The organism is Allobosea sp. TBD101, from assembly GCF_059817965.1.
Genome location: NZ_CM187543.1, coordinates 5,357,532 through 5,370,054 on the forward strand (window position 1 = coordinate 5,357,532; position 12,523 = coordinate 5,370,054).

General features: G+C 64.3%; 10 protein-coding genes. 7 read left to right on the top strand and 3 right to left on the bottom strand.

The features are described from left to right. Positions 1-4: 4 nt before the first annotated feature. Genes AC6RIC_RS25935 through AC6RIC_RS25945 form a run of 3 tightly spaced genes read right to left on the bottom strand, consistent with a single transcriptional unit; the run spans position 5 to position 1,561 of the window. Entirely contained in the window at positions 5-640 is a 636-nt protein-coding gene (locus AC6RIC_RS25935; RefSeq protein WP_499734527.1) for a hypothetical protein, read from the bottom strand. Beyond that, positions 637-1,239: a type II TA system antitoxin MqsA family protein gene (locus tag AC6RIC_RS25940; protein WP_499734528.1), complete on the bottom strand. Its 603-nt coding sequence runs from the start codon at positions 1,237-1,239 to the stop codon at positions 637-639. Before AC6RIC_RS25940 ends, AC6RIC_RS25935 begins: the two co-directional genes overlap by 4 nt. Next, positions 1,232-1,561, bottom strand: a complete 330-nt coding sequence (locus AC6RIC_RS25945; protein ID WP_499734529.1) for a hypothetical protein — start codon at positions 1,559-1,561, stop codon at positions 1,232-1,234. The genes AC6RIC_RS25940 and AC6RIC_RS25945 overlap by 8 nt, the downstream gene beginning before the upstream one ends. Positions 1,562-1,968: 407 nt before the next feature. On the opposite strand from AC6RIC_RS25945, the gene AC6RIC_RS25950 reads away from it, so the two are divergent. The 7 genes from AC6RIC_RS25950 (at position 1,969) to AC6RIC_RS25980 (ending at position 12,346) form a co-directional block, all read left to right on the top strand. Then, positions 1,969-2,481 (top strand): hypothetical protein, encoded by a 513-nt coding sequence (locus AC6RIC_RS25950; RefSeq protein WP_499734530.1) that lies wholly within the window; start codon positions 1,969-1,971, stop codon positions 2,479-2,481. 116 nt (positions 2,482-2,597) lie between these two features. Beyond that, positions 2,598-5,354, top strand: coding sequence for an ATP-dependent DNA helicase (locus tag AC6RIC_RS25955; protein WP_499734531.1), 2,757 nt, complete (start codon positions 2,598-2,600; stop codon positions 5,352-5,354). Then, positions 5,351-7,321, top strand: coding sequence for a tetratricopeptide repeat protein (locus tag AC6RIC_RS25960; RefSeq protein ID WP_499734532.1), 1,971 nt, complete (start codon positions 5,351-5,353; stop codon positions 7,319-7,321). The genes AC6RIC_RS25955 and AC6RIC_RS25960 overlap by 4 nt, the downstream gene beginning before the upstream one ends. Before the next feature lie 391 nt (positions 7,322-7,712). Further along, positions 7,713-9,641, top strand: coding sequence for an AAA family ATPase (locus AC6RIC_RS25965; RefSeq protein ID WP_499734533.1), 1,929 nt, complete (start codon positions 7,713-7,715; stop codon positions 9,639-9,641). After that, the gene (locus AC6RIC_RS25970; RefSeq protein WP_499734534.1) at positions 9,634-9,858 is read left to right on the top strand and encodes a hypothetical protein; all 225 of its coding nucleotides are present in this window, start codon (positions 9,634-9,636) and stop codon (positions 9,856-9,858) included. Before AC6RIC_RS25965 ends, AC6RIC_RS25970 begins: the two co-directional genes overlap by 8 nt. A gap of 536 nt (positions 9,859-10,394) precedes the next feature. Beyond that, entirely contained in the window at positions 10,395-10,652 is a 258-nt protein-coding gene (locus AC6RIC_RS25975) for a hypothetical protein (protein ID WP_499734535.1), read from the top strand. 125 nt (positions 10,653-10,777) lie between these two features. Beyond that, positions 10,778-12,346 (top strand): tyrosine-type recombinase/integrase, encoded by a 1,569-nt coding sequence (locus AC6RIC_RS25980; protein WP_499734536.1) that lies wholly within the window; start codon positions 10,778-10,780, stop codon positions 12,344-12,346. Positions 12,347-12,523: the final 177 nt, after the last annotated feature.

Below are 12,523 nucleotides of genomic sequence, written 5' to 3' on the forward strand. Positions count from 1 at the left end.
CGCCTTAGTGTGGGCTGGAAGTCTCCATGTCAGCGAACAGCTGTTCGGCAGCCTTCCTACGAGCCCACTTCCTGAAGATGGCGACGACAGCGCCGTGGGTGATGCCGTGCTTTTCCGGCATGCCCTCATCCAGGATCCGACGCAGCTGTGCAGGGACGTCCTTGTGCCAGAACTTGGTCTGCCCTGGCGAGGTCACCCTTCCAATCTCCTGGTAGTCGCCGTTGCCGGCCCATTTTAGGCCTTGCGGGCCGAGAAGCATCCCAATCTGAGAGGAATGGAATCCGAGCTCGATCCCAATCTGCTTGGCGGTATGGGTATAGAACAGGGCAGCTTCCGCCCCGACCGTCGGGAGATCGGGATCGCAGTTCATCCCACCTACACGCGCAAAGGCTTGCTCCTGCGTTCCGGTGCGGACGCCATGCATTTCAGCGACCAGCCGCTCCACTCCAATGGTCAGGCGCTGGATGCGCTCGCCCTGTTCCTTGTTGTTCGCGTGCAAGATCTCGTTCTGGGCGCGGAAATGCTCCGCGATCTTGAGCTCGTACTCCTGCATGCGCTGTTCTTCGGCCGTCCGCTTTCGAGCCGGAACCATATGAAAGACCTGGGCGCCATCCGTCGTCCGAGTAGGCTTGTCAGTCATGCCGCCTCCCCTTGCGCCACAACTTCGCGGCGGGCATCGCGCATCATTGCGCTCGCTTCGATGACTTGCTCGACGTATCGATCCATATCGGAGAACGATGGCAAGCTCGTTTCGGCTCGGATCCTCGCGCGTGCCAAAACCTTGGCGTCCCTCTCGATCCGTTGAAATTCGGCTTCCGCATCGGCATTGACGACGCCGGCTTGCACCATCAGACGATGGGCGAGATCGGGATCATCGGCCATCATCCGAAGAAGCTTATCCGTGGGCTTGCTCTGCGGAACCTTTCCACGCTCCCAACGGGTCCACGTCTTTGGCCCTGTCGAGAGGATCTGCTCCATATCGCTCTGCAAGAGTTTGTACTTGGCCCTGATCCTACGAAGCTCCTCCGCGGAAAGCAGGCCGTCCATCTGACGGATCGCCGCGGCAATCGCGAGTTCATGCTTCGAAATCTGAGGGCCAGCGTAACTGACTTCACCGCAAGCGGAGCAAACCATCCGCTCATCGGAGATGGTCACGGATTTTCCGTCGTGGTGGACAAGCAAATCTTCGACGCGCCGTTCGACGGCCATTTCGCCACAAGCGAAACATTGGTCAGACATGCCGATCGTCCCTTTTAAACGACGTAATTACAAGCTTGTCGACACCCCCTTGGGATGCGACCAGAAGCTTTAAGAACATGTGGCACCCGCAGACATCGATCCAAATCGAATAATAATCTGAAGTCGTCCCTGGGTAGTACTTGGCGGTCGGCTCAACCTTAAAGCAATGCCCTTCACCGATCTCGCTCGCTATGATCTCAAGCAGATCATCGGTATCCATCTGCCGAGCACGGAGCTCGTCGAGAACCGGCGTATAGATGATGCATCTATCTTCTGAGGCAGCCAACTGTCTGATTTGGGCAAGCGAATTCGCCGGCGTCATTCAGCCTCCATCAGGTAGCATCGTGCTACCTCAAATGCAAGTGCCCACCATGGCCTGGAGCAGAGTGGCAGGAGCGGATGAACCCCAACGTCCCACCGGCGAATCGAGCAAACCGCTTTAATGTAGAAATAATTTCAGGCTACGCCAGCTAGCGAACCGCACTGTCTGGCTCTGAAATGCGTTGCCTGAGGGGTGTCGTTGAGATAGCCGTTTGCAAATGAGCCCGTCTCAGATCCTGTCCGGGCCGTCAACGCAATCGCACCCTGACGGATGCGGTGCCGTTGCGTTTAAAAGCAAACAGCTTCGAATAGCGGGCTTACATCGCGCTTGGCGGCGCGCCCTCGCACACTCCCGCATTTCCGATCGTCACGGCATTCCGCCGGCGATCCCGTTTTACGGAGGCGCCCATGTCGCGCCCGAAGACGCCTGCCGACTGGCAGGCCCAGATCTATGCCCAGCATTCCGACTGGATCGCCGGCTCTCACATCCACATGGCTGTCGGCGACGGCTGGGCCGACGTCTTGTCCCGCTTGTTCGACCGCATCGCCGAGGCGCTCGCCAGCGAGCCGGTGCCGACCAAGATCTCGATCATCGACATCAAGGAGAAATATGCGGAACTCCGCTTCGACATCATCGCGCCTGTCGGGCCGGAGACCCAAGCCGCGATCGATCGAGCGATCCTGCTCGCGGAGATGCGGTCCGAATGCACCTGCGACGATTGCGGGATGCAGGGCCGCTTGAGGTCGACCCTCGGCCAGTCAGGATGGCTCGCAGTTAAGTGCGACGATCATCGATCCGGCTATCCCCGGCTTGTCGCGAAAGGCCCGCCGAGTCGTCGCATTACGGATCGCCGCGGGACGTTCGAGGTCGTGTACGATAGGGCAGCCGACACTATCGTCGAGGCACAAGTAGACGACTGATCGCGCGGACGCGACGCTGATCCCAGAACCCACGTTGAAATCAGAGGTTTGTCCGTCATCGGTTGTCAGCCTAGAATCGGGGTTGAGGATTCGATTTTTTTTAAGGCAGAGGCATCGTGGAGCCGCCAATCGACCAGAACAGCTTCCGGTTCCTGGAAGGCTTGTGGCCGGATCTCCACGAAGCTGGACGGAGTGCTGAAGAGACGGTCGCCGTCCAGCCCGACCTTGCCGCGATCCGACTGCGGGGGTTCGCGGAAATCATGGTCGTGCATCTGCTCGCCCACTTCGCGCTGGAGCGGGTTGAGAACGACACGCATTTCGATCGGCTGGTGCAGTTGGAAAAGGGAGGCATGCTGGATGCGCGGCTCCTTGCCAAGCTTCACACCATCCGCAAGCTCGGAAACAAGGCCGCTCACAACGGCCGGGTGGCGATCGAGCAGTCGACCAGCCTCCTCGACGACGCCTGGTCGCTTGCCTGCTGGTTCTGCCGCTTCATGCGCCCCGACATCGAGTGGGTGACACCGCAGCCGAGGGCGGCGAAGGCCGCCGCATCGGTCTCTTCGCCGGCGATCCATGAAGATCCGCCTGCGATCCTGCCTACGCCCGTCGGCTCGCCCGGAACCATTCTGCAATTCCCGGCGGACCGCGTGCTTCGGATGCGGGAAGCGGCCGCGAAGGCCATGGCCCAGATCGAGCCGGCCGCACGCGCGCTGCGCACTCGGATCACGCTAAGGGACGCATTCTCCGAACCGTTGAACGAGGATCAAGGCAACTGCCTGGCCGCCCTGTCGCAGTTCCTTGAGCGGACCGATCAGCGCGTCTTCCTGCTGAGGGGGTATGCCGGAACGGGTAAGACCTTCCTCATCAAGGGAATCACCGAGTTTCTCTCGGCGCAGGGACGCTCGTTCCAGCTGCTGGCGCCGACGGGGCGAGCCGCCAAGGTGATCCACGAAAAGACCAGGCGGGAAGCGCGGACCTTGCACGGCTTCATCTATGGCTATGGGGACATCGCCGAGCGGCGCCATGGCGACGACCCCGAGGGAGCGGAGACCTTCAAGGTCCAGGCGTCGATCCGCACGAATGCCGACCAGGCCAACACCGTCTACATCGTCGACGAGGCCTCGCTCCTGTCCGACGTCTACGCCGAAAGCGAATTCTTCCAATCCGGCACGGGATACCTCCTGCAGGATCTCCTGACCTACGTCGACCTCGCCAATGGACCGAGCGATCGGAAGATCATCTTCGTGGGCGATCCGGCGCAGCTGCCACCGGTCGGCATGTCGCATTCGCCGGCGCTCGACGCCGGCTACCTGCGCGAGCACCATCGTCTGAAGCCCGCTTCCTACGATCTGAAGGAGATCGTGCGCCAGAAGGCGGACAGCGGCGTGATCCGAAACGTCATGCCGCTGCGCGAGGGATTGGAGAAGGCCAGGTTCGGGGCCATCGGCTTCGACTTCGGCGACAATGTCTCCCGGCTCAACGCCGACGATCTCGTGCATCGCTACATGGAGGCCAGGGAGGGAGAGCGCCAGCCGATCGTCATCACCTACTCCAACGTGGAGGCAGCGGAGGTCAACCGAGGCATCAGGAGCCGCCTCTTTCCCGGCAAGGCCTTCGTCACGGCAGGCGACGTCCTCCTCGTCACGGCCAACACGATGGTGGGAAATCAATTCGTGGCCAATGGCGAATTCATCCAGGTCTCGGGCGTGGAGACGATGGTCGAGCGGCGGGTGGTCAGGCTCAAGCATCGCGATGCCGAGACGGGCGTCATGGAGGAGGTTGAGGTCGCGCTTAGCTTCCGGGACGTTGAGATCCGGTTGCCGTCCCCGGACAGCGCCGTTTCCTTGGTCAGGTTGAAGCTGCTGGACGACCTCCTGCATGGAAACCGGTCCGGGCTTTCGTCCCTTCAACAGCGCGCGCTCTATGTCGACTTCCTCAAGCGCCATCCCGATCTCAATCGGAGGGAGAACCGCGATCAACTGGGTCGCGTCCTGCGTCACGATCCCTACTTCCACGCCCTTAGGACCCGGTTCGGTTACGCGGTGACCTGCCACAAGGCGCAGGGCGGCGAGTGGAAGGACGTCTTCGTTTCATGCCGGACGGGACAGAATCCCCGCACCGCCGACTACTTCCGTTGGCTCTACACGGCGATGACGCGGTCGAGCGACAAGCTGTTTCTCATCAACCCGCCGGAGATCCGTATCCCCGTGGTCGGCATGGATTGGTGGTCCGGCGACGCGGAGGGCGCCCCTGTTCCCCAGGACGCCGGCTCGCCCGCCGCGGCCGCCCCCGTCAGCGGAACAGCGTCGCCGCAGGAGACCTTCCGCTCGGGCCTTCTGGCAAGGGTAGAGACGCTCCTGGAGGGGTCGCAGATCCGGATCGACGACGTCGCGCATCACCAATACCAGGAGGCCTACTATCTGAGCCGAGGCATCGAAACGTGCCGGGTCAACATCAGCTACAACGGCAGGTTCAGGATCGGCTCGGTCACGCCGCAGCCGATCGGCCCCTTCGGCGAGGAGATACGCGGTTTGCTCGCCCCGCTGGTCGGGCAGAGCGCGATCGCGATCCTGCCGACGTCCAACGGAACGACGCCGCCTCCAGCCGCGAAGGCGACCGCCGGGTTCCTAGGGGAATTCCACGACCGACTGCTCCCCCTACTTGAGGCCAGGAGCATCCGCGTGGCGTCCCTGGAGGAACGTCAGTGGTGTCAGCGATATACCTTCGCCCGCGAAGGGGACATCGCCGTCGTGGATATCTTCTACGATGGCAGGAACCGCTGGAAGAGCTGCATGCCGCTGAAGCTTGGAACCGGACCGGCACGGCTGGTCCCCGAGGTGGTCGAGATCCTGACAGCGGAGATCCTCCCTTGAGCGTCCTGATCGACACGCGATCCCGCCGGGCTTCGGTGTCGGCCGACAGGCCCAGCCAGCGGATCACCGCTCTGCGCAAGGACGGGAAGCTCGACGAGGCATATCAGCTAGCTCTCGATCTCATCGCCGCCGGAGACGCGGACAAATGGGTCCGGGACGCCTACGGCTGGTGCCTGATCGATCTCGTCAAGCGCCACGCCTCCGACAGGGAGACGAGCCTCCGGGACCGATATGTCGGTGAGCTTGCCCTATTCCCGGTGGCGGAAGGGAACGCGTTGCTCGCCGAGCACAAGGAGCGGGCGCTGGGTCTGACCGACGAAGATCGGCGAGCCGTCATGGAAGCCAAGAGGCTCGGCAAGGAAGGCCGGCATGCGGAAGCCGTCCTGGCCTTCGCGACGCTGCAAGCGGACGGCAAGCTCAGGGACGACGATCGGCCATCGTTCGGCTGGGAACTGTTCCACGCCATCAAGTCGGTCTTGCAGGCGAGCGGAAAGGCGGATCTTCCCCCGGCGACCGTCAACACGCTGCGTCGTCACCTGAACAGCTATCTCAAGCTCGAACTCCCTGGCCCGAGCCTGCTTCACAGTTGCATGCTCCAGCATGCGCATCGACTGTCCCTCTCCGACCATGTGCGGCTTGTCGCATTCGCCCGACAATGGGGTCTCGATCGGTTCCGACCCGAGGACTACGAGGAATTCTCCGCGGAAGATGGCAAGGTCTTCCCCTCGCTGGTCGAGCTGGTGATCCAGAGAGCCTCGAAGGAGGCCTCGGAGGGCGAACGCCCCGACGAGATGCTGTTCATCCTGCCTTACGTGGAACACGCTCTAGGGCGGTTTCCCGCTAACGTCTGGCTCCAGCTGAACATGGCCAAGCTCCTGCGCGGCTTGGGCCGCGTTGAGGATGCCCGGCAGCTTGCGATCGAGTTCGCGCGAAAGAAGGCCGGAGAGTATTGGGCCTGGGAATTCCTCGGCGATCTCGAAGCCGATCCGGCGGTCCGTCTGTCGTGCTACGCCAAGGCTTTGTCCTGCTCGGAGGAGGATGCCTTCCTCAGCAAGGTTCGTCTCAAGTTCGCGAGCCTGCTGGCGGCCGATCATCCCGCCCAGGCCAGGTCCGAGGTCGAGCGGGTCATCAGGTACAAGCAGCAAGCGGGAAATCGTATCCCACCGGAGGCCGATCAACTCGTCCAAAGCGCTTGGTTCCGACAGGTCGAGGCCGCGCCGACCGGGAGGTCTTTCTACGATCGGCTCAAGGCGCAGGCCGAGGAACTGCTGTTTCATGGCCTACCGTGGATCGATGCGTCGCTCGGCGATGAGTTCGTCATCGAACGACCCGATGGTCAGAGACCTCGGAAGCGGCGTCGGATCTTCGTCAAGGACGCTGATTACCCCATCGAGATCAGCGTCGCCGCTTCGCACGCCGGCGTCCTCGACAAGCGCGTGGGCGAACCCATTAGCCTTCAGATGGAGGTGTCGTCCGAGGAGCCGTGGCGCTTCACGGTTTACCGCATTCGGTCTCGCGATAATGGAATTGCCGATGACGTCCTCACCGAGACATGCGGGGTGGTCGACCACGTCAATCATGGGAAGGCGTTGTTGCATTTCATCGTCGCGAAGGGCGTCGACGGCACTTGGCCCCTGAAGGATTTCCCACCGGTCGCCCCCGGTGATGCGATCTCCGTTCGGATGTCCCGACATCACAGCAGCGGTGGCCAACGCTTTCGCGCCATCTCGATCGCACCCTCGACCGACCGTCCTGCCAAGGACTTGTGCAGGCCTTTCCATGAGGAAGTAGATGTCCGAAACGGGCTGGGCTTCACCGCCTCGGGCATCTTCATCCCCCCGGACTTGGTCGCATCCGCCGGCATTTCTGATGGGAGCAAAGTGGAAGGTCTCGCGGCCATCAGCTTCGACAGGAAACGTGGCACATGGGGGTGGAAGGCGATCAAGGCGGTTGCTTTCATCGGCTGATCGATCGGGTATAGCGTACGCGGATTCCCGTTAACCATAAGACGGATCATGTCAGGAGTCGTGCCCTGGCTCCTTGACCGGCCCAGAGTTTGTTCCCTATCTGTTTCGCCACCGTCCATATGTGACCGGCCCGCGACGAAATCGCGTCCGTGTCTCCCGGCTTCCCGCGCCAGCGACTGATCTCGCCGGCGAACGGGAGGCCATGCTCTAGCCTAGGCCTCCTATGATGATCCTTCCGATCCGATCCATATCCACCGCCGCGCCGACCAAACGCCCTACCTTGGGCGGCGTCGACGCGCGGCCCGAGGACATCCCGATGCATCCATTCCCTTCCATCTGGAGGACGGACGCCCGCTGACGCGCGGCGACGGCCTCCGCTCGCGAGGCCGACATGATCGACATCAACGAATTCGAGCAAGACTACTCCGACATCGAGGGCGACGAGCCCACCATCCTCCCCGCGCATCAGACGTTGGCCGAGGCGGCACTCTACGCCGCGGTCCCGCCCGCACTCATGGAGCGCATCGACAACGACGAGACGAGCCTCGCGCTGATCGTAACGGTCCCCTCCGCGGATTGGGTCGAGCCCACCGTCGAGGCCCTTGGTTCGCTGCGGGAATGGAACGAGGTCTTCGTCCCTCATATCAACGGCAAGAAGCGCCCTCCATCCGACGTTTGCGCGCGGAAGCTCGCCAAGGGGGAGTCGGTGGTCGGCGTCGCGGTCGCGCCGGAGCGACAACTCCCGCCCTCGCTGATCACGGCAGCCGACGCCCGGGTCGTGGTGGCCGCGCCGGACAACGAAGTCCTGGCTCGGGTCATCGCCACGGCGACCGGCGACCGGTTCATGTCGATGCCGGCCAAGGTCGCGACAGGCTTGGATTTCTACGACATCGTCGCCGCGATCCGCGTGGGCTCGACGGCCGAGGACTGCGTTCGTCGCCTCGAAGTCGCCGCGGCGAGCCAGAGCGTGGTCGACCCGACGCTCGCCGACGTCCCGAGGTTGGAGGACATGCACGGCTACGGCGCCGCCGGCGAGTGGGGCCTGCGACTGGTCCGGGACATCGAGGAATGGAAGCGCGGGGTCATCCCGTTCGAAGCGATCGACCGCAATGTCCTGCTGGCCAGTGAGCCTGGGTTGGGCAAGAGCACCTACGTCCGTGCCCTCGCCAAGTCGATCGGCCTCCCCCTAGTAGTAACGAGTGTGGCATCGTGGTTCAGCTCCACTGACGGCTATCTCAACAGCGTCATCAAGGAAGTTGATCGAGTATTCGCGGCGGCGAATGCATGCGCTCCTGCGATTATTTTCCTAGATGAAATTGATGCCCTCCCAAGTAGGAGCCACGTCGGCGACAGGAACAGGGACTATTGGGTCCCCGTGATCACGAATATTTTGATGACCTTGGATAGTGCGACGTCCGGCGTTTCGAGCAATCTCATCGTGATCGCCGCGACGAACCATCCCGATAGGATCGATCCCGCGCTGATCCGGCCAGGCCGACTGAACCGCGTCATCCACATCCATCCGCCGTCGACGACCGATCTCGCCGCGATCCTCCGCCAGCATCTCGGTGCCGACTTGCCGGGCGAGGACCTGCTGCCGATCGCTGAGCTGGCTGGAACCGCGACCGGCGCGCAGGCGATGGGCTGGGCGAAGGCGGCCCGAGCCGCGGCGCGGACCGCCGGAAGGGACATGGTCGTCGACGACCTCGTAGCCGTCGTGGCGCCGCCGGACCACAGCCCGCCGGAGGAGCGGCGGCGCCTAGCGATCCACGAAGCCGGCCACGCCGTCCTCTCCCACCGTGTCTCGCCCGGGTCCGTTCGCGCCGTCTCGATCGTCGGCAGGGGCGATGCCGCAGGCCATACCGCTACGCTGCGGCGGCTCGGAAAGGCGCCTACGCGCGCGGAGATCGAGCTCGACGTGACATGCACGCTCGCTGGCCGGGCGGCCGAAGTCGAGATCCTCGGCGAAGCCAGCGTCGGCTGCGGTGGGGGGCTCGATAGCGACCTCGGCATCGCTACGGTCCAAGTTGGATCGATGCTGACGAGTTACGGGCTGGGGCCGAACTTGATTTACTCGGGCGCGCCCGGCGACGTGCTGGAGATGATGCAACTCGACCACGGGCTGAGGGAAACGGTATCGCGTTCCCTGGCCGCCTTGCATGAGCGCGCAATCCTCGCCGTTCGCCAGAACCGCCGTGCCATCGAGGCGGTCGCCGACGGGCTCATGCGTCGCCGTCACCTTGGGGGCGACGTCTTCGCGGCGATCGTCGAGGCCTCGGACGCCGCGCCCCGGCGTCGGAGTGGAGCGCAGCATGGATAGTCTCGTCGTGAACCTGGTAGCGCGCCTGATTTCGGTCCAGGCCGAGCTCGGGCCGGGTGCATACGGGCGGGCGGTGTCCGCGGCTTATCAAGCGATCGCCCGCGTCGCGATGGACGAGGCCGAGAGCGCAGCCGGCGTCGTGCGGCTTGGGCCTTCGCCGTCGAAGGTGGTCTCCTTCCCGCTGGGCGCGCGGCTCGACCCCAGGAAGGAGGGGTAGCGGATCGATACGAACAGTTTGGATCCAATTCGTAGAGCTGCGTTAAACCGCGTTCGTCGAATTGCTGGCAGTTCCGAGTTTCGCGGTCCTTCACACTCTTGCGCGGCCACCGGAATCGTGGATCCTAGGCACCATGAACCGCACGCCAATCATATCTGCCGCCCAGCGGCAGGACCGTTCGAACGGATAACCGGCCCGGTTCCCTGGCCGCGCCATCCGCTCGCCTTCCTGACCTCCTGGTAGCGACACCCCTCTACCAAGCGACGCGCGACATCGCGCGTCAGACCGAGGTCAGCCTTCACATGGTCCATCGCACCATATCGCCGTCGACCAAACGCTGAAGCCTCCCGCGCGCCGTCGCGGTCAGGCTTGAGCCACCGTCGATGCCGCCCGCTCGCCGCGTCCTGCCGCGGGCCATCCCCCCAAACCCGAGACCAGGGGCCATTCGCCCCGATGGCGAAGCCATGTCGGCTTCGTCGAACGCCCGGAACGTGACCGTGTCGCGGTCTGGAAACCCACGAAAGGAGACCCAAGCCATGCCCGTTCCTGGCCGTGTCCAGGCACGTCCCGATCCCAGCCAATGGGACCTGGACGAGATCATGACCCTTCCCGAAGCGGCCAGCCTGTTTTGGCCGCAGGGCCCGCTGACGACGAACTCGCTGAGGATCGCCGTCCGGGACGGAGTGCTTCCGGTGACCGTCGTCGCCGGCAAGTTCCTGACGACGCGGCGCGCCGTGCTCACGATGAGCGTGTGCCGGCCCGCGAATGCAGGGACTGCGCGACCCAAGCGGTAGCGCAAACGAAACACCCCCGCCGGTCCGGCAAGACCAGCGGGGGCTCGGCCCGGCGAACCGGGAAGCTGTGCGGGCGCGGTGGCCCTGGAAGATCGCCGCGCTCGCTCCGATCGGAGTAGAGTACAATGACCCCCAACCTGAATCAAATCCACACCCTCACCTCCCTCCTCGCCGCCGCCAAGGGCGTCCTCGGCCAAGCCGCCGTCGATGCCGCCCTGCCGGAAGCCCGTCTGGGCGCGCCCTCCGATCCCGACCACATGTGGATCCGGTCGGAGCGCGGTTCGCAGGGCATGTTCTGCTATCGGACCGCGGAGGGTAAGCGCCGGACGCTCGGCGTCCCCGGCGATCAGCCCGACCTCGCCAAGAGCGTCCTCGCCATGAGGCGCCTGGAGGAGCTCGGGTTGCTCACCGGCGCCGTCAACCCGAAGGCCGTGCGGGTGGACGCGATCTTCAACCACTACCTGGCTCACATGAAGCCGGGGGAGGGTGCGCCCCACCACGCCATCCGCGACTACGCCGCCCTTGTGGCGACGCTGGAGCGCATGCTCGACTTTCTGGGTCGGGACGTGACCTGCGGCGAGATCGACGCGATGACGTCGGACGCCTACATCACTTACCGAACCAGCGAGGCGGGCAGGATCGAGGTCGTCACGGCCTCGGGCCAGCGTCGTCGGGGCAAGCTCGTCAAGCCGGTGACCGCCGCCTACGAGATCCGCAAGGCCCGCGCGGCTGCGCTGCACTTCTCGAAGGGTAGCCCGCGCAAGATCGAGCTCTTCCCCGGCGACCTGCCGCGGGCCGAGTCTCGCCCCGACTGGCTCAGCCAATCGGAGCTTGTCCGCTTGGTCTGGAGCTCCCTGCGCGGCTGGATCTGGGTCGAGGAAGCGGACGATTGGCTGACCGAGGAGGTCGTCGATCCCGCCACGGGTCGAACGATCCGTCGCAAGGTCGTCGACCCCCGCTTCGCCCGCGAAGGCGCCCGCGCGCGCTATGAGGGCCGCATCCTCGCCCGTGCGATCCTGTTCCTCTACTACACGGGGAGCCGGAGCATGGTCGTGGAGACCTTGCGGTGGGAGCTCAACAAGACGGGCGGCTGGATCGATGTCGGGCGGGGCATCCTGAACCGGCGCGGCCTGAACCGTCCGTCGACGGCGCGACCGCGGGGCAAGGCCTACAAGAAGAACAAGCTCCACCCGCCCGCCTTCCTGCCGCGTCCGCTGCTCCGCCTCGCCAGGGCGGCGAAGGTGGCCGACGCTCGGGTCGGGGCGAAGTTCTTCCTCCACGATCAGTTCGCCCCCGGTCGTCCGCTGCCGGCGGGTCAGCTGCTCTATCGCCTGAAGCGGGCCGCGCGGCTGGCCGGGTTGGACGACATCAACGTCCACACGCTCCGGCACACGACCTGCACGACCCTGCTGCGTCGCGGCTGCCGGATCGAGGACGTGGCCGCCTTCGTCGGCGTCTCCGTCGCCGTAGTCCGCAACACTTACGGCCATGTTGATGTCGAGGCGACATGGGCGGGGGCGTTGCTGATGGGCGAACGCGAGTTCGACCCCGGCGCGTTGATCGGGCCTGACCGTCCCCATCCGCTGACGCTGGTTCGAATGCGGGAGGCCGACGCGGACGAGGCCCGTCGCGTCGTCCGCGAGGACGCGCGGCGCAAGGCGGCGATCATCGCGGCTGCGAAGTCCTCAGACTGAACCGGCCAGCCCGGTCGATCGGGCGACAATCGAGGGTCGGCGGCGAAAGCCGCCGGCCTTTTTTCGTTGCCGGCGGGACTGGCGCGATGAACGAAAACGTGCCAAATTACATGGGGTTGGACGGGAATGGACGCACCATTACGTCACCGCGAAAGGCGCTGATCCGAGATCCTGCAA

Coding starts and splice junctions, on each gene's coding strand:
- AC6RIC_RS25935 (WP_499734527.1), bottom strand. CDS start 640: ATGACTGACAAGCCTACTCGGACGACGGATGGCGCCCAGGTCTTTCAT.
- AC6RIC_RS25945 (WP_499734529.1), bottom strand. CDS start 1,561: ATGACGCCGGCGAATTCGCTTGCCCAAATCAGACAGTTGGCTGCCTCA.
- AC6RIC_RS25965 (WP_499734533.1), top strand. CDS start 7,713: ATGATCGACATCAACGAATTCGAGCAAGACTACTCCGACATCGAGGGC.
- AC6RIC_RS25950 (WP_499734530.1), top strand. CDS start 1,969: ATGTCGCGCCCGAAGACGCCTGCCGACTGGCAGGCCCAGATCTATGCC.
- AC6RIC_RS25975 (WP_499734535.1), top strand. CDS start 10,395: ATGCCCGTTCCTGGCCGTGTCCAGGCACGTCCCGATCCCAGCCAATGG.
- AC6RIC_RS25970 (WP_499734534.1), top strand. CDS start 9,634: ATGGATAGTCTCGTCGTGAACCTGGTAGCGCGCCTGATTTCGGTCCAG.
- AC6RIC_RS25980 (WP_499734536.1), top strand. CDS start 10,778: ATGACCCCCAACCTGAATCAAATCCACACCCTCACCTCCCTCCTCGCC.
- AC6RIC_RS25940 (WP_499734528.1), bottom strand. CDS start 1,239: ATGTCTGACCAATGTTTCGCTTGTGGCGAAATGGCCGTCGAACGGCGC.